Origin of the sequence: Serinicoccus chungangensis (genome assembly GCF_006337125.1) — a bacterium.
Taxonomy (GTDB): Bacteria; Actinomycetota; Actinomycetes; order Actinomycetales; family Dermatophilaceae; genus Ornithinicoccus; species Ornithinicoccus chungangensis.
This window is the reverse complement of record NZ_CP040887.1, coordinates 1,431,755-1,453,343: the sequence shown is the minus strand read 5'-3', so window position 1 is coordinate 1,453,343 and position 21,589 is coordinate 1,431,755. Positions and strand designations below refer to the sequence as shown.

Genomic DNA, 21,589 nt, shown 5'->3' with positions numbered 1-21,589 from the left:
CGCTGACGTGCTCGACCAACCCCTCATCAAGGTCGTCCTGCTGCTGAGCGTCGTCGTGGTCACCGCGATGCTCACCCGGTCCACCGCCGGGGTCCGGCACCAGGCCGTGCGCCGGCTGCTGCTGGTCGGCTTCGTCGTCCTGGCGGCGACCGCCATCCTCTTCCCACGCGTCATGACCCAGGTCGCCCAGCTGCTCGGCGTGGGTCGTGGCGCCGACCTGCTGCTCTACGGCCTCACCGTGGTCTTCCTCGGCTACGTCGCGGCGTCCTACCGCCGGATGCGCGAGCTCGAGCAGCAGGTCACCACGCTGGCCCGGGAGCTGGCCCTGCGCGCCGCCGTGCACGACACCACCGAGCACGACACCCCCGAGCCCGACGGCCCGGACGCGTCGCCGGGTCAGAGCTCGCGGCGCAGCCCCTCGTAGACCTCGGGCCCCGCCGTCGCGAGGATGCGGCGCGGCTCGCTGCGGGGGCCGTAGGGCTCGCCCTCGTCGGTGCCGACCGCGCCGCCGAGCTCACCCACGAGCAACGACCCGGGGACGTGGTCCCACGGCCGGGTGCCCTGGTAGAGCAGGGCCTCGCACTCCCCCTCGGCGAGCTTGGGGTAGTCGATCCCGCAGCTCACCCAGCTCAGCTCGAGCGGCGGCATCGCGCCGACCTGCTCCCCGACCCGACGACGCGCCGACGTCCGGACGCGCCACCCCGCGGGGTCGGAGCCGGGGGCGAGCATCGCCAGGGCGTCCCCGTTGCGGGTGGCGCCGGCACCGACCTCCGCCACGTAGGCGAGCTGGTGCTGCGGCTGCCAGATCCAGGCCCGCACGGCCCGCCCGCCCCGGGTCTCGGCGACCATGACGGCGTGGTCGGGCGAGCCGTGCACGAAGTTGCGGGTGCCGTCGACGGGGTCGACGGTGAAGGCGTGCTCGGCGCGCCGGAAGGCCGCCATGCTGCTCGCGTCGTCGGCGAAGGCCTCCTCGCCCAGGATGACCGCCTGCGGGTATGCCGCGGCCAGCTCCCGCGTGATGATCACCTCCGCCTCACGGTCGGCGACGGTGACCAGGTCACCGGGGTGGGACTTGGAGGAGATCTCGTCCTCGTCCAGGGACCGGAAGCGCGGGGTGATCACCTCGTCGGCCACCTCCTGCAGGAGGCGCAGGATGCGGTCGGTGCCCAGGGTCGTCGTCACGTCACCAGCCTGTCATGCCTCGCGCCACGCCGTGGCGCCGCCGTCCTCGTCGTCGTCGCGACACCGCGCGTGCATCGACACGTCGAGGCCCGTCGGGTCTACCCTGATCACCACCGCCGCCGAGGAGGCACCATGACCGAGGACCTGCCGATCCTGACCCTCCTGCCGCCGATCATCGCGATCGCGCTGGTCATCGCGACCAAGAAGGTCCTGCTGAGCCTGGGCGCAGGCGTCCTGGCCAGCGCGCTGCTCATCGCCGACTTCAACCCGCTGGAGACCCTGCGCCTCGTCGGGACCGGCTTCGCCGGCATCTTCTGGGAGGAGGGCGCGGTCAACACCTACTACGTCTACATCCTGCTCTTCACCCTGGCGCTGGGCGTCATCGCCTCGCTCATCCTCATGTCCGGCGGCAGCCAGGCCTTCTCCGACTGGGCCATCGAACGCATCCGCACCCGCCGCGGCGCCCAGTCGCTGGCGGCCGCCCTGGGCATCGCCATCTTCATCGACGACTACTTCAACGCCCTGGCCGTCGGTCAGGTGGCCCGCCCGGTGACCGACCGGCACCACGTCGCGCGGGCCAAGCTCGCCTACCTCATCGACTCGACCTCGGCGCCGGTCGCCGTGCTCGTGCCCTTCTCCAGCTGGGGCGCCAGCATCATCGGCATCATGGCCCCCCTCGTCGCGGCCTCGGCGCTCACGGTCAGCGACGTCGGCGCCTTCGTCGGGGCCGCCGGGATGAACTACTACGCCATCACGGCGGTGCTCCTGGTCTGGGTCGTCGTGGTCTTCGGCATCGACTTCGGCCCCATGCGCGGCCAGGAGCGCCGGGCCATCACCGAGGGCGAGACCTACGACGCCAGCGAGGAGATCCCCGGGGAGATCGCCGAGGACCTGCCCGTGCACTCGCCGGGGCACAAGCGGGCCCTCGTCATCCCCTTCCTGCTGCTCGTCGTCGGGGTCCTGGGCGGCATCGTCTGGACCGGCTACCGCGGCACCGTCACCGCCGAGGACTACGAGGCCGGCAGCGGGGTCGGTGTCCTGGACATCATGGCCTCGACCGACGTCACCCAGGCCCTCATCTACGGCGCCGTGCTGGGGCTGCTCTCGGCGTTCTACTACTACGTCCGCTACACCACCTCCAACCCCAAGTTCTCGCCGAGCATCCTGGGGCGCGGGATCGTCAGCGGTCTGCAGTCGATGCTCCCGGCGGTCTACATCCTGCTGCTGGCGTGGGTCCTCGGCGGACTCATCAGCGAGCTGGGCACCGGGGAGTACCTCGGCGGCCTCGTCGAGAGCGCGGACATGGCGCCCCAGTGGCTGGTGCCCGTCATGTTCGTCCTGGCCGGAGCCATGGCCTTCTCGACCGGCACCTCCTGGGGCTCCTTCGGCATCCTGCTGCCGATCGCCGGCGACATCATGGTCAACGTCAGCGGCGGCGACGAGCTCCTGCTGGCCGCCTTCGGCGCGGTGCTCGCCGGTGCCGTCTGGGGCGACCACTGCTCGCCCATCAGCGACACGACGATCCTGTCCAGCACCGGCGCCAGCTGCAACGTCATCACCCACGTCACGACGCAGCTGCCATATGCCATCTCCGGCGCCGTCATCGCGCTGCTGGGCTACGTCGCCTTCGCCGCGACGGGCAGCGGCTGGATCGGCTTCGGCGTCCTCCTCGTGGGCGTCATCGCCTTCACCCTCCTGGGCAAGACCGTGCTGCAGCGGCTCGAGGACGAGATCCCGGACGAGGACCAGGCGAGCCGCGCCGGGGCCTGAGCGCCGGGCGGCCGGACCCGCTCAGTCGATCTGCAGCTCGCCCATCGCGTCCCAGCCCTCGCCCTCGACCTGACGCGAGAGGATCCGCGGCGTCGCGGTGAGGTGCGGCCGCATGGCCTCGATGCCCTCGGTGAAGTGCGGGCTCTCGACGTGGGCCGCGGCCCCGTCGTCGGTGAAGCCCTCGACGAGGACGAACTCGTGGGGGTCCTCCAGGCTGCGCGACCACTCGAAGAAGAGGTTGCCCTCCTCGGACCGCACGGCGGCGGTGTAGTCGGAGACGATCTGCGGCCACTGGGCCGCGGACTCGGCCTTGACGGGGAACTTCACGACGATGAGATACATCCGCCCAGGCTCACCCGCCCACCCGTCGAGGTCAAGTCGGGAAAACCTGTTGCCGGAGGGCCCGCGGCAGCGGGATGCTGCCGGTGACGCGCGACGACACCTGTCGTGCTCCCGGACGAGGAAGGAGGGACGACCATGGCCCGCTCGACGACCGCCACCCCCTCCCTCATCCCTCGTACCAGGAGCACCAGTGCACTCTTCCTCCACGGGCGATCTCGACCCGTTCTTCACCTTCGACTACACCCCGCTCGAGGCCCTCGATCACCTCGGTGACGGCCAGCGGCTGACGACCTACTGGGACGTCGAGGCGGGTCACCGCGGCCCCGCCCCCGTCCCCGCCTGGGTCGTCCAGGACTCCGGCGCCGTCGACACCGAGCTCGGGGTCCTCAAGACCGGCAAGGAGGCCGACGTCTTCCTGCTCGAGCGCGCCACCACCACCACCACCACCGAGGTCAAGACCAGCGCGCTCGACACCACCGACGTGGCGTGCCTCCTGGCCGCCAAGCGGTACCGCGACACCGACCACCGCACCTTCCACCGCAGCGCGGTGTATGCCGAGGGCCGCGGCGTGCGCCGGTCGCGCGACCAGCGCGCCCTCGCCCGGGGCAGCCGCTACGGCCGGCAGGTCGCGGCGGTCCGCTGGGCGGAGGCCGAGTGGCAGGCGATGTGCCGGGCCTGGGAGCACGGCATACCGGTGCCCTATCCCGTCTCGCTGGCGGGGACCGAGCTGCTCATGGAGTTCGTCGGTGAGCCGATGGGTCTGGCCGCTCCCCGGCTGGCCCAGGCGCAGGCCGACGGTCCCCTGCTCGGGCACCTGTGGGAGCAGGTCCGCACGATCGTGCTGCAGCTCGCCGAGCAGGGCTGGGCCCACGGCGACCTGTCGGCCTACAACCTCCTCGTGCACCACGAGACGGTGACCGTCATCGACCTCCCCCAGGTCGTGGATGTCGTGGCGAACCCCCAGGGTCCGGCGCTGCTGCACCGCGACTGCGACAACGTCGCCGCGTGGTTCACCAGCCGGGGCGTCGAGGCCGACGGCGAGGCGCTCCTCGCCGAGGCGCTGACCCGCGCCCTGTGACGCACCGGACGCGCGTCGGTGCCCCACCGCACGGGCGGTCAGCCCGTGGCGGAGTCCTCGCGGCGGTGGCGCACCATGGTCCAGGAGTTGATGCCGCCGCTGCGGCTGTAGTCGAGTTCGTCCAGGGCCACCGACGCCAGCGCCAGCCCACGGCCCCCCTCGGCGAAGGCGTCCTCCGGCATCGCCCACCGGCCGTCGGCCAGCTGCTCCTCCTCGAGGGCGTACTCCTGCCCGTCGTCGGAGAGGACGGCAGCCAGCCGCTCCGGCAGCACCGCGAGGTTGAAGGACCAGGCGACGGTGCCGTGCGGTCGGCCGTGCTCGACGACGTTGCCGGCGATCTCGATGACGGCGGTCTCGAACAGCATGATGTCGGTGGGCGCGACGGCCGGGTGCTCCTCGGCGACCTGCTGCAGCAGGTCGTGCAGCCGGTCCAGGCTCTCCGGGACGGACAGACCCTCGAGCGTGTAGTCACCACTCACGGCTGGCGTCCTCCACCGTCGGGAAGGGACGCAGCACCCGGTTGAGGCTGGTGAGCGTCAGGACCTGCAGGACCTGGTCGCCGACCTGGGCCAGGCGCAGGTCGCCGCCGGCCTGCCGGGCTGCCTTGAGACCTCCGACCAGGGCGCCCAGTCCGGAGGAGTCCACGAAGGTGGTCTTGCCGAGGTCGACGACGATCTGCGGCGACCCGTCGGCCACGGCCTTCGCCAGCATCTCGCGCATCTGCGGTGCCGCGGTCATGTTGAGCCGGGTGGGTCCGGTCACCACGGCACGCCGGCCCTCGGTCCGAACCTCGATGGTGGTCACGCGATCTGCTCCTTGCTGTTGGTGGACGAGTCCTGGTGGTCCTGGTCGGTGTCGCCGGCGGGACGATACAGGGCTGCTTCGAAGATGACGCTGATGATGAGCAGGTCGTAGGCCACCCAGAGGACGTTCACACCGGTGCCGATCTCACTGCTGGCCGCACCGGTCCAGAGCCGGACGATACCGGCCACGACCGCCACCACCAGCACGACGCAGGCCAGCAGCTGGGGCCAGACGAGTCGGAAGGGGAAGGGACGGGGACCTTGTCGACGGGTCTTGGGGGTCACGACGAAGCCGAGCGGGCGCCTGCCGAAGACGTTGGCCGCGGCCGTGACGCAGGCGCGGATCCACAGCGGGAAGAGGGCCAGGCTGTACTGGTGGCCGCGCCAGGTCTTCACGCCGTAGCCCACCACCAGGAAGAGGATCTGGTTGGCCACGAAGTAGGGGATGAAGCGCATGACGAAGTCCAGGCCGTATGCGTGGACCGGGAGCACCCCGAAGACGAGGTAGAAGACGGGCGCGGCCAGGAACACCACGGCGGCGAACCCGGAGAGGTAGCTCCACATGGTGGCGAAGTACATGAGGCGCTGCCCGGCGGACAGCCCCTTCTGCACGAGCGGGTTCTCCCGGAGCAGGACCTGCAGGGTCCCCTGGGCCCAGCGCAACCGCTGCTGGAGCATCGTGCCGAGGTCCTCCGGAGCCAGCCCGGTGGCGAGGATCTCGTGGTGGTAGACCGATCGCCACCCCTGGGAGTGCAGCCGCATGCACGTGGCCATGTCCTCGGTCACCGAGACGGTGGCCATCGGCATCATCGGCTGCGCCTCGTCGGCGCGGTCCACGTCGACCGACCGCAGCAGCTGACGCACCGACTCGATCGCGGCCAACGGCGAGAGCTCGCGCTCGCTGAGCAGGGTCAGTGCCTCGTCGTCGACGAGCAGCACCCCCGTCTCCTCGTCCACGTCGATGGCGGGGGGCAGCTCGGCCAGGTCGGCCCGGATCTGCTCGAGGTCGCTCTCGACCAGCCCGCGGGCCGCGCGGTCCGCGGCGCTCTGGAAGCCGTAGGTGACGTCCCCCACCGGTTCGCCGCGCCGCAGCGCAGCCATCGCCTGCTGGGCCGCGGCGCGCAGCTCCTCCACCGCCGAGACCGCAGCCGGCCCGTGCTCGCGAGCCGAGCGAGCGGCCCGGGCGAGGATCCTGCGCGAGGCACCGAGGGCGTCGCGCACGCCGTCCTCGACCTCACGGACATACCCGACGATGCCGAGCTGCATGAGGGCGTCCCGCCGCAGGACCGCGTTGGAGCCGCAGAAGAAGGCGGCGTTCCAGCCGTCCTTGCCCTGCTGGATCGGGCCGTAGAACAGCGGCGCCTGGCTGCCCAGGGGGTCGGAGTCGGTGACGTTGCTGAACCACTGCGGGGTCTGCACGAGGGCGACCTCGGGGTCGCGGAACCAGCCGAGGGTGCGGTCCAGGATCTCCGGCGCGGGGATCTGGTCGGCGTCCAGGATCAGCAGGAACTCGCCCTCGGTGAGGAAGAGCGCGTTGTTGAGGTTGCCCGCCTTCGCGTGCCGAGGCCGGTCGGCCCAGTCCTGGGTGCGGGTGAGGTAGCCCACCCCCAGCCGCTCAGCCGCCTGCCGCATGTCCGGGCGGTCTCCGTCGTCGAGGATCCAGGTCTGGTGCGGGTGCCGGATGTCCACGGCGGCCCGGGCGGTGGCGACCACCATCTCCACCGGCTCGTTGTAGGTGGTGATGAGCACGTCGACGGTGGCGTCCTCGGGAGGATCGGGGGCCTCGCCGCGCCGCTTCATCCGCCACACGGTGAGGCCGAAGAGGTAGGAGTCGATGAGGGCGTAGGTCTCGGCCATGACCAGGGGCACCGCGATCCACCAGTTCTCCCACCGCACCGAGAACAACCAGCGCCAGCCGACGTAGGAGGTGCCCAGCACCAGGGTCAGCACCACGAGCACCCGGACGAGCAGCTGGCGACCCATCAGGGGTCCCGTCGGACGACCAGCGCCGTCACGTCGTCGCTCACCACGTGCTCCGCCGCCCGGGCCAGGATCTCGTCCACCAGCTCCTGCGCCGTGGCGCAGACCCCGGAGAGCTCGCGGCCGGTCTCCACGGCGTCCCACGGCTCGTCGAAGAGGTCCAGGATGCCGTCGCTGACCACGGCCAGGGTCTCCCCCGGGGCCAGGACCTCCGCGTGGGTCTCCCAGGTGTCGCCGTCCACCGCCCCGATGGGGAGGTCCTCGGAGTTGAGCAGGCGGGCGGTCGACGCGGTGGCGTCGATGATGACCGCCAGCCCGTGACCGGCGTCGACATACCCCATCTCGCCGGTCTCGGGGACCAGCCGCGCGGCGAACATCGTCACGAAGCTCCCGGTGTCGTCGAGGTCGTCGGCCATGCTCGCGGCCACCCGTTCGAAGGCCTGCGGGAGCGGGTTGTAGCGCGAGGCCCCCCGGAGCACCGCACGCAGCCCCGCCGCGAGGATGGCGGCGGTCAGTCCCTTGCCCATGACGTCCGCGAGGACGAACTGGTGCCCGTCGGGCAGCTCCTGCCAGTCGTAGAAGTCACCGCTCACCGAACGCGCCGGCGCACCGCCACCGGCGATGTCGTAGCCCGCGAGCTGAGGGGAACGGCGGGGCACCAGCCGCCGCTGCACCTGCTCGGCCTCCAGCCGCTCGTCGGAGCGGACCAGCTCGTCCTCCACCCAGCTCGCCAGGTCCCCCAGGAGGCGCTCCTCGATCGCGCTGAACTCCCTGGGCTGGCCACCGGCCAGGCACAGCGAGCCGACCGTCTGACCTCCCGGCGCGTGCAGCGGGTGCCCGGCGTAGAAGCGCACGTGCGGGTCACCGGCCACCATGGCCGTGTCCCGGAACCTGGGGTCCAGCAGGGCGTCGGGCACGACCAACGTGGAGTCCTGCTGCACGGTGTGGGCGCAGAACGAGTCCGCGCGGGGCACCGAGCTGCACTCCATCCCCAGGGCGGCGATGGTGTGCTGGGCGTCCGCGTCGACGAGGTTGACGGCCACCACCGGCACGCGGAAGAGCTGCTGCGCCAGTCGGACCACGCGGTCGAAGCGGCCCCCGGTCGGCGTGTCCACGACGTCGAGGAGCCTCAGTGCGTCCACCCGACCCACCTCGGTCACCAGTGTCGAGCCCTCCCTATTCACGCGCTGACCTGTCCTTTCCGCGTTCCCGACGAAGCCCCTTCACCCTAACCGGTAACCGCCGCCAGCGCTGGGAGCGCGACGTATCCGGATCGGTCCGCGCACGGTGGACGGGTCCACCACCTGGCCGCCCTGGAGGATCTCGACCTCGCCGGAGGCCACCAGCCGACGGGCCGCCCGGCGCGCCGGCTCCATGAGGTCGCGCCACTCCTGCACGTCATGGGCAGGCGCCACCTGGCGCGCCGCCTCCGAGGGGCAGATGGTGGCCCCGCCGGCCCGCTGGTCCAGCAGGGTGCGGATCGCGGTCTCCAGCTCGTGGTCCACCTCGCCGACCCCTCGACGCCGGCACGCCGCCGAGCAGTAGCGCACCTGGTCCCAGTCGCGTTCCCACTTCTTGCGCCACGCGAACGTCCGGCCGCAGGCCACGCAGGTCTTCTCCGGCCGCCGGCGGTCCGCGCTCACCGCAACCCGCTCCGGGAGAAGCCCTGGACGAACCAGCGCTGCGCGAGGAGGAAGACCAGCACCATCGGCGCGACGGTGATGAGGGCGAAGGCCATCGTCGCGCCGTAGTCGGGGCCGAACTGGCCCTGCAGGAAGAGCAGCCCCACCGGCAGGGTGTAGAGCGCGTTCTCCCGCAGCGCGATGAGCGGCCAGGCGAAGTCGTTCCACACCTGCAGCATGCTCATGAAGAAGAGCACCGCGATGAGCGGTCGCGACAGCGGCAGCACGATGCGCCAGAAGATCTGCAGGTGCGACGCGCCGTCGATCCGCGCCGCCTCGATGAGCTCGCGCGGGATGGTGAGGATGAACTGCCGCGCCAGGAAGACACCGAAGGCGGAGGCCGCCGTCGGCAGGATCACCGCCCAGTAGCTGCCGTAGAGACCGAGGTCGGTGACCAGCCGGAACAGCCCGACCATGATGACCTGCACCGGCAGCATGAGCGTGGACAGCGCGACCAGCAGCAGCACGCCCGACCCCGGGAAGCGGAGGTGGGCGAAGGCATACCCGGCGAGCAGGTTGACGAGCACGATGATGACCGAGGTCACCAGGGCGATCGCCACCGAGTTGCCGAACCACGTGAGCACCGGGAAGGAGTCGAGGACGCGCCGGAAGTTGTCCAGCGTCGCCTGCTCCGGCCACAGCCGCAGCCCTCCCCCGGACAACGAGGACCGGGTGGAGAAGGCGACGACGACCATCCAGTAGAGCGGGAAGAGGATGACGGCCGCGGCGAGCAGGGCCCCGGCCAGGCGGAGCACCGCGGCGCTGCGGCGGCGGGCGACGTGGCCGGTCACTCGGTCTCCTCCCGACGGCGCTGCGCGCGCCACCGCAGGGCGGTGACCACGAGGGTGACCGCGAGCAGGACCACGCCGATGGCCGCGGCATACCCCTGGTCGCGGGTGACGAAGCCGGTGTCGTAGGCGTAGGTGACCAGCACCGTCGTGGCCCGCTCCGGTCCTCCGCCGGTCATGACGAAGACGATGTCGAAGACCTGGAAGGAGTAGATGATGTTGAGGATGACCAAGAAGAACGACTGGTTGCTCAGCTGCGGGACGGTGACGTGGCGCAGCCGCTGCCAGGCGTTGGCGCCGTCCAGCCGGGCCGCCTCGTAGAGCTCGTGCGCCACCCCCTGCAGACCCGCCAGGTAGATGAGCATGTTGAAGCCCACCCGCCACCAGAGCGTCATGATGACGACCGAGGCGAAGGCCGCCGGGCCGTGGGTCTGCCAGTCGACCTGCGGCAGCCCCAGGGCGCGGGCGACCTCGGTGAGGAAGCCGCTGTTCTCGTCGAAGATGAGCACGCCCATGAGCGCGGTCGCCACCCCGGAGATCGCCATCGGCAGGATGAGCACCGACCGCAGGGCGCCGCGCGCCGGGAGCGCGGAGTCCAGGAGCAGGGCCAGACCGAGGCCGATGCCCATCGCCGCGGGCGTCACCAGGACCGTGTAGAGCGCGGTGTTCAGCGTCGCCCGCCAGAAGACCGGGTCCTGCGCGAGGCGCCGGTAGTTGTCCAGGCCGACGAAGGTGCCCTCGCCGAAGCCGTTGGTCTCCTGCAGGCTGATGACCATCGCGCCGCCCAGCGGCAGCAGCACGAAGACCCCGAGGAGCAGCAGCGTGGGCGCGGCGAAGGCGTAGCCCGCCCACGCCTCGCGGACGCGGGCCGTCACTGCGTCGCAGCCTCGATGCCGTCGGAGAGCGTCGCGAGGGTCGTCTCCACGTCGGCGTCGCCGAGGAAGCTGGCCTCCAGACCGTCCTGGAGCACCGTGATGATCGAGGACATGTCGGGCGAGGCGACCTGCCCCGAGTCCTGGGGCAGGACGGCGCTGGACTGCTGCAGGAAGACCTGCGTCAGCTCGGGGCGCACGTCGAACTCGATGCCCTCCTCCACGAGGTCGGCGCGGGTGGGCAGCAGCGAGGACCCGGCGCAGAACTCGCGCATCTGCTCGGCCTCGGTCACGAACTCCAGGAAGCGCGCGACCAGCTCGGGCTGCTCGGTCTGCGCGGTGGCCACGAGCGCGTTGCCGCCGAAGTCGCCGGCCGAGCGCTCGTTGCGGGGCGGGAAGGTGGCCGCCCACTCCCGCTCGTAGGTCGCCTCGGCGTCGGGGATGAGGAAGGCCCCTGCGAAGACCATGGGCACGGTCCCCGCGAACCAGCTGTCCGCGGCATACGTCGAGGAGCTGATGGAGTTGTTGCGCGGCACCAGGTTGTCGCGGAAGAAGCTCGTGGTGAACTCCACCGCCGCGGCTCCGGCGTCGGAGTCGATCGCCGGCGTCACGAGGTCGTCCTCGAGGAAGCGACCGTCGGCCTCGAAGAGCCAGCTCAGCCAGCGGGTCACCCCGTTGCCCTGCCAGTTGTAGGCGAAGGGCGACTGGTCCGAGGGCAGCGACTCCTGCAGCCGGCGGGCGACGTCGGCGAACTCCTCCCAGGTCCAGGCCTCCTCCAGCGTCTGCGGCACCGCGTCGATGCCGGCGTCCGCCAGGGCCTGGACGTCGTAGAGGATCACCGAGGTGTCGGTGTGGTGGGGCACGCCGAAGGGCGAGCCCCCGCTCTGCACCGCGGCCCAGGCCTGGGGGGTGAACCGGTCGGCGAAGCCGTCGCTCAGGTGCGGCGTGAGGTCCAGCAGCTGGTCGCGGCCGGCGTAGCTGCCGAAGGTGTAGTACGGGACGCGGAACACGTCGGGCGGGTTCCCGGCCTGGAGCTGGGCGTCGATGTTGGTGAACATCTGCTCGTACGGGACGGCGTTGAGCTCGACGCTCGCCCCGTCGTTGGCGGCCTCGAAGGCCGAGATGGCCGACCGCAGGGCGGAGAGCTCGGCGTCGGTGCCCCAGGTGGTGAAGGTGAGGGACCTCTCGGTCGAGGCGGAGCCGGAGCCGGTGGAGAACCCGGCGCAGCCGCCGAGGGCCGCCGGTGTCGCTGCCGCTCCCAGGGCAGCGAGGAATGAGCGTCGGGACAGTCGCATGGGCACTCCATGAGGTGAGGTGGGGCGGTGACGGATGCCGTGCGGGGAGCGGCTGCTGCGAGCCTAACCGCGCCGGAGGGACCCGTCCTGTTCTGCCGTCCCGTCCGGGCCACGGGGCTCGGTCGCCGTGCCGAGGCCCGGGAATTCTGCGCCGGTGCTCGTCGCTGCAGCGGGTATGACTGTTCCGACACTGAAGCTCCATGACGGCACCACCATCCCCCAGCTCGGTTTCGGGGTCTTCCAGATCCCGCCGGAGCAGACCAAGCAGGCGGTGCTGCAGGCGTTCGAGTTCGGCTACCGCCACATCGACACCGCGCAGATGTACCAGAACGAGGCGGGTGTCGGGGAGGCGATCGCCGAGTCAGGCCTCTCGCGCGACGAGATCTACGTCACCACCAAGCTCAACAACGGGTTCCACCGGCCGGAGGACGCCCGGCGCTCCCTGGACGAGTCGCTGGACCGTCTCGGCCTGGACCAGGTCGACCTCTTCCTCATCCACTGGCCGCTGCCCACCCGCTACGACGGCGACTACGTCTCCACCTGGGAGACCATGCTCGAGCTGCAGCGTGCCGGCAAGACCCGCTCGGCCGGCGTCTCCAACTTCGAGCCCGACCACCTCGAGCGCATCGTCGAGGCCACGGGGAGCGCCCCGGTGGTGAACCAGATCGAGGTGCACCCCTACTTCACCAACGACGCGGCCCGCAAGGCCACGCAGCAGCACGGGGGTCTGGTCGAGGCCTGGTCGCCCATCGCCCAGGGCGCCATCCTCGACGACGCCGTCCTGCTCGGGATCGCCGAGGCCCACGGCCGCACCCCGGCCCAGGTGGCGCTCCGCTGGCACGTCCAGCGCGGCGACATCATCTTCCCCAAGTCGGTGACGCCGGGCCGGATGCAGCAGAACTTCGCGCTCTTCGACTTCGAGCTGACCGAGGAGCAGATGGCCGCCGTCGCCGGGCTGGACCGGGGCGAGAACGGCCGCCGGGGTCCGCACCCCGACGAGATGGACGTCATCCCCGACTGACGCCGGTGCCACCGGGGCACCGCCCGGGTGACGCTCTCGACCGACGCCCCGTCAGCCTGCTGGCGGGGCGTCGGTCGCGTCCAGGGCAGCCAGGTCCGCCTCGAGGAGGGCGGCCATCCGCGCGGCCTGCTCCCCCTCCAGCCCGACCGCCTCGAGCTCGGCCTGCACTGCGGTCGCCACGACCTGCGCCTGCTCGGGGTGCAGCAGCCCCAGCCGCACGGCGTGCGCCGCGGCCCCGACGTAGGTGTCGAAGACGTGCACCCCTCGCGCGGCCCACGCGGCCCGCTCGGCCGCGTCCAGCCCGGTGACGTCGTGCAGGAGCGTGCCGACGACGTGGTCGTGCGGCCGCGCGGCCATCTCCGCGCCGACGTCGCCGTCGGCCTGCCCGCTGTCGCCGATGAAGACCATGCGGCACTCGGGGAAGAGCAGGTGGTCGCGCTCCATGTTCTGGAGCTTGCGCTCGGCGATGGCGTTCTTGGTGTGCAGGTTGAGCAACGAGCCTCCGAGCACGGTGTGGGTCGGCAGGCCGAGCTCGGCGAGGTCGTCCCGGGTGTACTGCTCCACGAGCCCGAGCGGACCACCCGGCCGGGCCGTGACGAAGGTGAGGTCCCCGACCCGCCCCGGGTCCTCGGCCGCCCCGCTGTCCAGCTCGGTGAGGAGCCGGACGACGCCGGGGTAGACCGTGCCGCGCGGGTAGCGCTCGTCGTGGATCGCGCAGCGCACGGTGTCGTCGATGTCGCACAGCACCCGCAGGTCCGGGGACGGCTCGCCCGTCGCCTGGGCGGCGATGTGCTCGAGCAGGACGTCCTGGAGGTCCTCGTCGAGGTCGTCGAAGACCAGGTGCTCGAGGTCGTGGTGGTCACCGGTGGCGTTGAGGCGGTACTTGAGGTCGCGGAACGCCGCACCCTCCAGGGCCGTCATCGTCTGGACGACCGCCTCCTGGTCCTCCCGCGTCACCCGCCCCCGGTGCAACGGCCCGATGAGCCGGGCCAGCAGCTCGGTCGGCACGGTCGCCATCACGGGCGAAGCATCCATGGACCCTCCTGTGTCGACCCGGGTCGTCCGGACCCGGGACGAGCCAGCCTGCCAGGCCTGCCCACCTGGCGACCACCCGAGGCGTCAGCAGGCGACCCGCAGGGCCCGGGCGCGGACCTCGGCGCGGGCGGACACGCAGCCGGTGACGACGTCCCCGTCGACCTGCACCGGGCCGGGCGCCGCCAGGGTGACCTCGACCGACGTGCCGCTGCGGTAGCCCAGGGCGGGGTGCGCACGCCGTCGGACCCGCAGCCCGGCGGCCCCGATGGAGGCCCAGTCGCCCACCCGCCGCGGGCGCACCACGGCGACGTGCAGCCGGCCGTCGTCCATCACCGCTCCCGCACCCGGCACGAGGCGGGCGCCCAGCGGCAGCCGACCCCCGTTGACGGCGAGCACGCTCCAGGCGGTCTCGGCCCGCTCGTCGGTGTCGTCGACCCTGACCCGCACCGGCGTCCCCGGGCTGCCCAGTCGACGCAACCCCGGCGTGACGTAGGCCCACCAGCCCGTCCGTGCCTTGGCCGCCGGGGAGAGGCCGGCGAGGATCTCGGCGTCGTGGCCCACCCCGACCACGACGAGGAAGGGCAGGGTGCGCACCGACCCGTCCGCGTGCCGGACCTCCACCAGGCCCAGGTCGACCTCCCGTGCCGCGCCCGTCACGGCGAGCCGCGCCGCCGCCCGTGGGCCGCGGGCCAGCAGGCCGAGGTTGCGGGCGGCCAGGTTGGCCGTGCCGCACGGGACGATCCCCAGGGTCGCCCGGGCGCCGACCACACCCGCGACCTCCCGGACCGTGCCGTCTCCCCCGGCCACGACGACGCGGGTGCACCCGGCGTCCAGGGCCGCCCGGGCCTGCTCCGCACCGGGCTCGGCGACCGTGGTGGTCCAGACCTCGGGGGCCTCCAGGCCCGCTCGGGCGCACGCGGCGTGGACCTCGTGCCGCGCCCGGGCCGCACCGCGCGCGACCGGGTTGAGGACCAGCGCGACCGAGCCCACGGCCCGGGGGTCCTCAGACCAGCCGGGCCGACAGCGAGGTCGCCACGGCGTCGGGGGTCAGGCCGATCCGCTCCAGCACCTGGTCGCGCGAGCCGTGGTCCAGGAACTCCTGGGGGATGCCGTAGCCGTGCACCGGCACGTCGACCCCCGCGTCGTCGAAGGCCCGCGAGACCGCGCTGGCGATGCCGCCGCCGACGATGTTGTCCTCGATGACCGCGACCCGGCCGGCCCCCCGGGCCAGCTCCAGCAGGTCCGGGGCCACCGGCAGCACCCAGCGCGGGTCGACGACCATGACCCGGCGGCCCTCCGCGTGCAGCTTGTCGGCCACCTGCAGCGCGGTGCCGGCCATCGACCCGACCCCGACGAGCAGCAGCTCGGGCGCCTCGTCGGTCGCCGCCGAGCCCTCGGCCGGCACGTCGCGCAGGACGTCGAGGGTGCCGATCCGGCGGACCGCCTCGATGGGTGGCCCGACGCTGCCCTTCGGGAAGCGGACCACGGACGGGCCGTCGTCGATGTCCACCGACTCGCGCAGCGCGAGCGCGACCTGCTGGCCGTCGCGCGGCGCGGCGACCCGCACCCCGGGGACGATGCCCACGAGGGTGAGGTCCCACATGCCGTTGTGGCTGGCGCCGTCCGAGCCGGTGATCCCCGCCCGGTCGAGCACGAAGGTCACCCCCTGACGGTGCAGCGCGCAGTCCATGAGCAGCTGGTCGAAGGCGCGGTTGAGGAAGGTCGCGTAGATGCAGACCACCGGGTGCATCCCGGTGAAGGAGAGCCCGGAGGCCATCGCGACCGCGTGCTGCTCGGCGATGCCCACGTCGAAGACCCGGTCGGGGAAGCGCTCGGCGAAGGGCTGCAGACCGACCGGGATGAGCATGGCGGCGGTCAGCGCGACGATGTCGTCGCGCTCCCTGCCCAGGCGCACGAGCTCGTCGCTGAACTCGTCGGTCCAGGAGCGGCCCGACACCTCCAGCGGGAGGCCCGTCTCGGGGTTGATCTTGCCGACGGCGTGGAAGCGGTCGGCCTCGTCGGCGGTCGCCGGGTCGTAGCCGTGGCCCTTCTCGGTGAGCACGTGCACGAGGACCACCCCGCCGAAGTCGTGCGCCCGGCGCAGCGCGGTCTCCATCGCCTCCACGTCGTGGCCGTCGACCGGGCCGAGGTACTTCAGCCCCAGGTCCTCGAACATGCCCTGCGGGCTGACGATGTCCTTGAGGCCCTTCTTCATGCCGTGCAGCGTGTCGTAGACCTGCCGGCCGACCATGGGGGTGCGCGACAGCTGGCGCTTGCCCCACGAGAGGACGTGCTCGTACTCCTGGGTGGCCCGCAGCGAGGCGAGGTAGTCGGCCATCCCGCCGCGGGTCGGCGCGTAGGACCGCTCGTTGTCGTTGATGACGATGATGAGCGGCAGGTCGGGCTGGTCGGCGATGTTGTTGAGCGCCTCCCACACCATGCCGCCGGTCAGCGCGCCGTCACCGATGACGGCCACCGTGTGCCGGTCGGTCTCGCCGCGCAGCTTGCGGCCGGTGGCGATCCCGATGGCCCAGGAGAGGGAGGAGCTGGCGTGGCTGTTCTCCACGACGTCGTGGTCGGACTCGGCGCGGCTGGGGTACCCCGACAGGCCCCCCTGCTTGCGCAGCGTCGACAGGTCGTGCCGCCCGGTCAGCAGCTTGTGGACGTAGGAGATGTGCCCGGTGTCGAACAGCAGGGTGTCGCGCGGGGAGTCGAAGACCCGGTGCAGCGCGAGGGTCAGCTCGACCACGCCGAGGTTGGGGCCGAGGTGGCCGCCGGTCTGGGAGACCGAGGAGATGAGGTATGCCCGGATCTCCTCCGCGAGGGACACCACCTGACCCTGCGTCAGCTTCTTGAGGTCGGACGGTCCGGTGATCGTGCGCATGAGGGCCACGGGACTCCTCCGGGTGTCGGCGGCGGTGCGGTCGAGGGTCAAGTCTACGCAGCCGGGCCTGGGACACCGCTGGGTCGGGCGGCGGGGCGCCTATGCTCCGAGGATGAGCACACCTGCCACCCCCGTGGTCATCGGCGTCTACGACGCCGACGGCGGGGTGCTGGGCGAGGCGGCCTACCTCTGGGGCACGATCCGGGGCACCGTCCACTGCTCCCTGTGCGACATCACGCACTCCCCGGGGCGGAGGAAGAAGGAGTGGGACGCCATGGTGGCCCGGCTCGACGCCACGGTCGAGCTGCGCCACCGCAACGAGCTGACCGCGGCGCAGAGCACGGCCGCGCTGGAGTCCGGTCTGCCGGTGGTGCTGGTCGCCGACCTCGAACGCCAGCGCTACGACGTGCTGCTGGACGCGCAGGACCTCGACGGCCTCGGCGGCGACGTCGCGGCCTTCGGCGAGCTGCTCCAGGCGCGGCTGGCCGCCCGCTGACCCTGGTCCGGCCGGGCCCTCAGAGGTGCACGGTGCCGGTGACCGCCAGGACGACCCGCCCGCCGACCCACAACCGCTCCCCCTCACGCCGGACCTCGATCCGCGCGTCCCGCCCGAGCACGCTTCCCTGGCGTGCGGAGTAGTGGGTCCATCCCTGGTCGCGCTCCGCCAGGATCATCGCCACCGAGGCATTCAGGCTGCCGGTGGCCGGGTCCTCGCGGCGGCCGGTCTGGTCGGGGAAGAAGGCGCGCACCTCGTAGCCGTCCGCGAGGTCCCCGCCGAACACCCCGAGGTGGGTCTGGTCGCCCTCCCCGAAGCGGGGCCGCAGCGCGCTCACGGCGGCGGCGTCGGGCAGCTCGGCGACCACCCATCCCGGGCCGTTGTCCCCCCACTGCACGCTCAGCGGCTCCTGACCCAGGATGTCGGCGACGTGGTCGGCCGTCCCGGCGTCCACCGGCCCGGAGCGCAGCAGGGGCGGGGCGGCGAAGGACAGCACGTCACCCTCGGAGCGGAGGTCGACCCGACCCAGTCCGCACTCCTGGACGACGGTGCCCGCGGCGGCGGGCCGCCCTCCGGCGTCGAGCCAGGCCCGGCAGCTGCCCAGCGTGGGGTGCCCGGCGAAGGGCAGCTCGGTCGTCGGCGTGAAGATCCGCACCCGGTAGTCCGCGGCCGGGTCGTCCGGACGCAGCAGGAAGGTCGTCTCCGACAGGTTGGTCCAGGCGGCGAAGCGCTGCATCGTCGCGGCGTCCAGGTCGTCGGCGTCGTGGACCACGGCCAGGGGGTTGCCGTCCCCGGTGCGGGTCGAGAAGACGTCGTACTGGCTGAACCGGTGAGGCATCGGGCCAGGCTAGACGACTCACGGGATCGGCGCCCGCAGGCGCAGCGCCTCCAGCAGCAGGCCGGCCGCCCGGTGGTTGGCCCGCAGCCGCAGCCCCTCCCGGGCCAGCGACTCCAGCACGTCGCCGAGGGTGCCGGGGGGCAGCGCGGGCCCCAGCTCGGGGCGCACGTCGCGCCACGCCCCCCGCATCGCCTCCAGCTGCGCCTCCAGGTGGCGCGTCGCCACCCAGGCGAGCGCCGCAGGGTGCCGCCGCCACGCGGCATACGCCCGGTAGTCGGCCGGGCACTGGTCGAGCAGCCAGGAGACCGCGGCCTGCTCCCAGCCGGCGACCCCGGCCGGGGGGACCCGGTCGGGCCATCCGGGCGGTCCGCTGCTCATGCGAACAAGTGTACGACGACCGCCCACGCCCCGCTGCTCGCCATCCACAGCACGCCTCCCTTATTATGAGCACGCAGATCTTCGCTATTTCGACGAACGGGACACCATGACCAGCGCCGCCACCGCCGCCCTGCAGCGGAGCCGTCAGCTCCACCCGCTCCACGTCCGCCGCGCCGCCGTCAGCCACGTCGAGCAGCTCGGCGGCCGGATGCGGCGCATCACCCTCGGGCTCGAGGCCGGCACGCCGCCGATCCCCTGGGTGAGGCTGGCCGTCGGCGACCACGTCAAGGTCGCCTTCCCGCACCCGACCACCGGCGAGCTCACGCTCCCGACCGTCGTCGACGACCGGCCCAGCCTCCCCGAGGGCGCGCAGCGCCCGGTGACCCGGGACTACACCGTGCGCGAGGTCCACGAAGCGGACCAGACCCAGCAGGTGACGATCGACTTCGTCGTGCACGGCACCGGCCCGGCGAGCACCTGGGCGAGCGGCGCCCGGAAGGGCGACGTCGTCGGCCTGCTCGGCCCGCGCGGGTCGATGACCGAGCCGGCCGACGCCCGGCGCTACGTCTGCCTGGCGGACGAGACCGCGCTGCCCGCCGTCGGCCGCTGGCTCGAGGAGGCGCCCGCGGGCATACCCCTGGAGGTCGTGGTCCAGGTCCCGGACGCGACCTGCCTGGTGCCCCTGCCCCAGCGCGCGGACGCCCGCGTCACCTGGCTCATGGACGAGGAGGAGGGCACGCTCGCCGAGTCGCTGCGGTCCCTGCCCCCGGAGCCGGGCGACTACGTGTGGGCCGCGGGCGAGGCCGGCGCGATGGTCCAGGTGCGCCGTGCGGCGGCCGAGCTCGGCGTCGGCGGGGAGGCCCTGCAGCCCAGCGCGCTGCAGGTGGACGGCTACTGGCGGCGCGGCGTCGCCGGGCGCGACCACCACGAGCCGCTGGAGAGCTGAGCATCTTCACGGCGCGCCGTCGCAGTGGCACGATGACCCCATGGCGACGCGCAGCAACGCGAAGAAGACCGAGGGGACCACGAGCGGGGGCACCGCCGGAAAGGTGCCGCGGCTGAACAAGAAGGTCTACGAGGACGAGCTGCTCCGGCTCCAGGAGCAGCTCGTGGGGATGCAGACGTGGATCAAGGAGACCGGCCACCGTCTCGTCGTCGTCTTCGAGGGTCGGGACGCGGCCGGCAAGGGTGGGGCGATCAAGCGGGTCACCGAGTACCTCTCCCCCCGCGACGCCCAGATCGTGGCCCTGCCGACCCCGACCGAGCGGCAGAAGACGCAGTGGTACTTCCAGCGCTACATCGAGCACCTGCCCGCCGCCGGCGAGACCCGGCTCTTCGACCGCTCCTGGTACAACCGTGGCGGGGTCGAGCGGGTCATGGGCTACTGCACCTCGGAGGAGCACCGGCGCTGGCTGCAGCAGACCCCGATCTTCGAGCGGATGCTCATGGACGACGGCATCATGCTGCGCAAGTACTGGTTCTCGGTCTCAGACGACGAGCAGGAGCGCCGCTTCCGGTCGCGGATGGAGGACCCGATGCGCCGCTGGAAGCTCTCCCCCACCGACCTGGAGTCGCTGACCCGGTGGGAGGACTACAGCCGGGCCAAGGACGAGATGTTCGTCCACACCGACATCCCCGAGGCCCGGTGGAACGTCGTGCCGTCCGACGACAAGCGCTCGGCCCGCATCAACATGATCGCCCACCTGCTCTCCACGGTCCCCTACGAGCAGGTGGACCAGGACGAGCTGAGCATGCCGGAGCGCCCCGACTCGACCGGCTACCAGCGCACCGACCGGCGGCTGCAGCTGCCGGTCCCCGACCACGCCGCCGCGGTCGGGGAGGAGGCGGGCAAGCCGGTGGAGCGCCGCTCCCAGCAGGACCTCAGCTAGCCGCCGCGCTCAGTCGATCTGCAGCTCGCCCATCGGCTCCCAGCCGTCCCCGTCGACCTGGCGGGAGACGATCTGCGGGGTGCCGGTGAGGTGCGGGCGCATGGCCTCGATGCCCTCGGTGAAGTGCGGGCTCTCGACGTGCTGGGCCGCACCCTCGTCGGTGAACGCCTCGACGAGGACGTACTGCAGCGGGTCCTCCAGGCTCCGGGACCACTCGAAGGAGATGTTGCCCTCCTCGCTGCGGCAGTCGGCGGTGTAGTCCGCTACGATCTCCGGCCACTGCTCGGCGGACTCGGGCTTGACGGGGAACTTGACGACGATGAAGTACATGCGCCCGATCGTGGGGTGCCCCGCGCTGGACGTCAAGCGCGGCTGCCCCATGATGGGGGCGTGAGCACGACACCCGCCGGTGCGCGCACCGTGGAGCGCACCTTCGCCCTGCTGGAGCTCGTCGCGGACCGGGGCGGCGCCACCGCGCGGGAGCTCGCCGACGAGCTCGGCCTGCCGCTGTCGACCGTCTACCGGCTGGCTGCGGACCTCGTGGCGAGGGACTACCTGCTCCACCTGCGCCACGAGGGCCGCTTCGAGCTCGGCTTCAAGCCGCACCGCCTCGGGCTGGCGCTGCACCGCCAGATCGGGCTGTCCGCCCAAGTGCGCCAACGGGTCGTGGACCTGCACCGCGCGACCGGCTGCGCGGCATACCTCGCGATCCGCAGGGGTGCCACGCTGGCGCTCATCTTCGTCGCCGACTCCCCCGAGTGCCCGCGGCTGGAGCCCATGACCTTCGGCTTCCACGAGGCACCGCACGCGACCGCCTTCGGCAAGATCCTGCTCGCCGACCTGGACGACACCGAGCGGCAGGTGGAGCTCGCCCGCTACGGGCTGCCCGCCCTCACCCCGCGCACCATCACCGACGCCGGGGTGCTCGAGGCGCACCTGGCACGGGTCCTCCGGCGCGGTGTCGCCTGGGAGTTCGAGGAGTTCCTGCCCGGCAGCAGCTGCGCCGCCGTGGCCGTCCGCCGGCCGGACTTCGGCCTGCTCGGCTGCGTGGCCGTCTCCGCCGGCGCCTCCCGCTTCGATGGTCCGGACCTGCGCATCGAGCACCGGCTGCGGGTGGCGGCGGGTGACGTCGCCGCATACTTCCGGCGCGGTGACCCCGGCGTTCTCACGCAATGAGAACACCCGTAGCGGGCACCGCCGGACGCGCCTAGCGTGGGCGGCACGTCGCACGACGCGGTGCGACGAGGGACGAGGAG

Annotated in this window: 24 protein-coding genes; 8 read left to right on the top strand and 16 right to left on the bottom strand. The window is 72.4% G+C overall.

Translation table 11 applies throughout. The features are described 5' to 3' along the window. The first annotated feature begins 7 nt into the window (after positions 1-7). On the top strand, positions 8-424 hold the full coding sequence (locus tag FHD63_RS06480) for a DUF2304 domain-containing protein (RefSeq protein WP_139721107.1): 417 nt from the start codon (positions 8-10) through the stop codon (positions 422-424). Here FHD63_RS06480 and FHD63_RS06475 read toward each other — a convergent pair. Beyond that, complete coding sequence (locus FHD63_RS06475; RefSeq protein ID WP_238705789.1) at positions 397-1,182, bottom strand: inositol monophosphatase family protein; 786 nt, start codon at positions 1,180-1,182, stop codon at positions 397-399. The two genes, FHD63_RS06480 and FHD63_RS06475, sit on opposite strands and share 28 nt — an antisense overlap. Positions 1,183-1,314: 132 nt before the next feature. Between FHD63_RS06475 and FHD63_RS06470 the strand changes: the two genes are divergently transcribed. Beyond that, on the top strand, positions 1,315-2,952 hold the full coding sequence (locus FHD63_RS06470; RefSeq protein WP_139721104.1) for a Na+/H+ antiporter NhaC family protein: 1,638 nt from the start codon (positions 1,315-1,317) through the stop codon (positions 2,950-2,952). 21 nt (positions 2,953-2,973) lie between these two features. Here the strand turns inward: FHD63_RS06470 and FHD63_RS06465 are convergent, their stop codons facing one another. Then, positions 2,974-3,294 carry a putative quinol monooxygenase gene (locus FHD63_RS06465; RefSeq protein WP_139721102.1) on the bottom strand — a complete coding sequence of 107 codons (321 nt, stop codon included), beginning with the start codon at positions 3,292-3,294 and terminating at the stop codon, positions 2,974-2,976. Positions 3,295-3,484: 190 nt separating this feature from the next. Between FHD63_RS06465 and FHD63_RS06460 the strand changes: the two genes are divergently transcribed. Next, positions 3,485-4,372: a serine protein kinase RIO gene (locus tag FHD63_RS06460; protein ID WP_238705788.1), complete on the top strand. Its 888-nt coding sequence runs from the start codon at positions 3,485-3,487 to the stop codon at positions 4,370-4,372. Positions 4,373-4,410: 38 nt separating this feature from the next. Here the strand turns inward: FHD63_RS06460 and FHD63_RS06455 are convergent, their stop codons facing one another. The 8 genes from FHD63_RS06455 to FHD63_RS06425 form a co-directional block, all read right to left on the bottom strand. Continuing rightward, positions 4,411-4,851, bottom strand: a complete 441-nt coding sequence (locus FHD63_RS06455; protein WP_139721098.1) for an ATP-binding protein — start codon at positions 4,849-4,851, stop codon at positions 4,411-4,413. Then, positions 4,841-5,167, bottom strand: coding sequence for an STAS domain-containing protein (locus FHD63_RS06450; RefSeq protein ID WP_139723016.1), 327 nt, complete (start codon positions 5,165-5,167; stop codon positions 4,841-4,843). Before FHD63_RS06450 ends, FHD63_RS06455 begins: the two co-directional genes overlap by 11 nt. A 5-nt stretch (positions 5,168-5,172) precedes the next feature. Continuing rightward, positions 5,173-7,158, bottom strand: a complete 1,986-nt coding sequence (locus FHD63_RS06445; RefSeq protein ID WP_139721096.1) for a glycosyltransferase family 2 protein — start codon at positions 7,156-7,158, stop codon at positions 5,173-5,175. Next, entirely contained in the window at positions 7,158-8,297 is a 1,140-nt protein-coding gene (locus tag FHD63_RS06440; protein WP_238705787.1) for a PP2C family protein-serine/threonine phosphatase, read from the bottom strand. Before FHD63_RS06440 ends, FHD63_RS06445 begins: the two co-directional genes overlap by 1 nt. An 81-nt stretch (positions 8,298-8,378) precedes the next feature. Next, positions 8,379-8,798 (bottom strand): DUF2256 and DUF3253 domain-containing protein, encoded by a 420-nt coding sequence (locus tag FHD63_RS16260; RefSeq protein ID WP_202978429.1) that lies wholly within the window; start codon positions 8,796-8,798, stop codon positions 8,379-8,381. After that, complete coding sequence (locus tag FHD63_RS16255; protein ID WP_202978428.1) at positions 8,795-9,628, bottom strand: carbohydrate ABC transporter permease; 834 nt, start codon at positions 9,626-9,628, stop codon at positions 8,795-8,797. Before FHD63_RS16255 ends, FHD63_RS16260 begins: the two co-directional genes overlap by 4 nt. Continuing rightward, positions 9,625-10,500 (bottom strand): carbohydrate ABC transporter permease, encoded by an 876-nt coding sequence (locus tag FHD63_RS06430; protein ID WP_139721094.1) that lies wholly within the window; start codon positions 10,498-10,500, stop codon positions 9,625-9,627. Before FHD63_RS06430 ends, FHD63_RS16255 begins: the two co-directional genes overlap by 4 nt. Continuing rightward, on the bottom strand, positions 10,497-11,792 hold the full coding sequence (locus FHD63_RS06425) for an ABC transporter substrate-binding protein (RefSeq protein ID WP_139721092.1): 1,296 nt from the start codon (positions 11,790-11,792) through the stop codon (positions 10,497-10,499). The genes FHD63_RS06430 and FHD63_RS06425 overlap by 4 nt, the downstream gene beginning before the upstream one ends. A 175-nt stretch (positions 11,793-11,967) precedes the next feature. Between FHD63_RS06425 and FHD63_RS06420 the strand changes: the two genes are divergently transcribed. Then, a complete protein-coding gene (locus FHD63_RS06420; protein WP_139721090.1) occupies positions 11,968-12,813 on the top strand; it encodes an aldo/keto reductase in 846 nt (281 codons plus the stop codon). A 51-nt stretch (positions 12,814-12,864) separates the two neighbouring features. On the opposite strand, the gene FHD63_RS06415 is transcribed toward FHD63_RS06420, so the two are convergent. The 3 genes from FHD63_RS06415 to dxs all read right to left on the bottom strand — a co-directional run bounded on the left by FHD63_RS06415 (position 12,865) and on the right by dxs (position 16,741). Continuing rightward, on the bottom strand, positions 12,865-13,848 hold the full coding sequence (locus tag FHD63_RS06415; protein WP_139721088.1) for a phosphatase domain-containing protein: 984 nt from the start codon (positions 13,846-13,848) through the stop codon (positions 12,865-12,867). Between the two features lie 84 nt (positions 13,849-13,932). Further along, positions 13,933-14,838, bottom strand: coding sequence for a diacylglycerol/lipid kinase family protein (locus tag FHD63_RS06410; RefSeq protein WP_139721087.1), 906 nt, complete (start codon positions 14,836-14,838; stop codon positions 13,933-13,935). Between the two features lie 13 nt (positions 14,839-14,851). Next, positions 14,852-16,741: a 1-deoxy-D-xylulose-5-phosphate synthase gene (dxs, locus tag FHD63_RS06405; protein ID WP_139721086.1), complete on the bottom strand. Its 1,890-nt coding sequence runs from the start codon at positions 16,739-16,741 to the stop codon at positions 14,852-14,854. 103 nt (positions 16,742-16,844) lie between these two features. Between dxs and FHD63_RS06400 the strand changes: the two genes are divergently transcribed. Beyond that, positions 16,845-17,228, top strand: a complete 384-nt coding sequence (locus tag FHD63_RS06400) for a hypothetical protein (protein WP_139721085.1) — start codon at positions 16,845-16,847, stop codon at positions 17,226-17,228. Positions 17,229-17,247: 19 nt separating this feature from the next. Here FHD63_RS06400 and FHD63_RS06395 read toward each other — a convergent pair whose 3' ends face one another. Further along, positions 17,248-18,066, bottom strand: coding sequence for a PhzF family phenazine biosynthesis protein (locus FHD63_RS06395; protein ID WP_139721084.1), 819 nt, complete (start codon positions 18,064-18,066; stop codon positions 17,248-17,250). Positions 18,067-18,084: 18 nt separating this feature from the next. After that, the gene (locus FHD63_RS06390; protein ID WP_139721082.1) at positions 18,085-18,444 is read right to left on the bottom strand and encodes a hypothetical protein; all 360 of its coding nucleotides are present in this window, start codon (positions 18,442-18,444) and stop codon (positions 18,085-18,087) included. Between the two features lie 106 nt (positions 18,445-18,550). Here FHD63_RS06390 and FHD63_RS06385 point away from each other — a divergent pair, with 106 nt between their 5' ends. Together FHD63_RS06385 and ppk2 are read left to right on the top strand one after the other, a co-directional pair. Further along, a complete protein-coding gene (locus FHD63_RS06385) occupies positions 18,551-19,390 on the top strand; it encodes a siderophore-interacting protein (RefSeq protein WP_158296725.1) in 840 nt (279 codons plus the stop codon). A 40-nt stretch (positions 19,391-19,430) separates the two neighbouring features. Continuing rightward, positions 19,431-20,333, top strand: a complete 903-nt coding sequence (ppk2, locus tag FHD63_RS06380) for a polyphosphate kinase 2 (protein WP_139721078.1) — start codon at positions 19,431-19,433, stop codon at positions 20,331-20,333. A gap of 9 nt (positions 20,334-20,342) precedes the next feature. Here the strand turns inward: ppk2 and FHD63_RS06375 are convergent, their stop codons facing one another. Next, complete coding sequence (locus FHD63_RS06375) at positions 20,343-20,663, bottom strand: putative quinol monooxygenase (RefSeq protein WP_139721076.1); 321 nt, start codon at positions 20,661-20,663, stop codon at positions 20,343-20,345. Positions 20,664-20,723: 60 nt separating this feature from the next. Here FHD63_RS06375 and FHD63_RS06370 point away from each other — a divergent pair, with 60 nt between their 5' ends. Next, the gene (locus FHD63_RS06370) at positions 20,724-21,509 is read left to right on the top strand and encodes an IclR family transcriptional regulator (RefSeq protein ID WP_158296724.1); all 786 of its coding nucleotides are present in this window, start codon (positions 20,724-20,726) and stop codon (positions 21,507-21,509) included. Positions 21,510-21,589 lie beyond the last annotated feature (80 nt).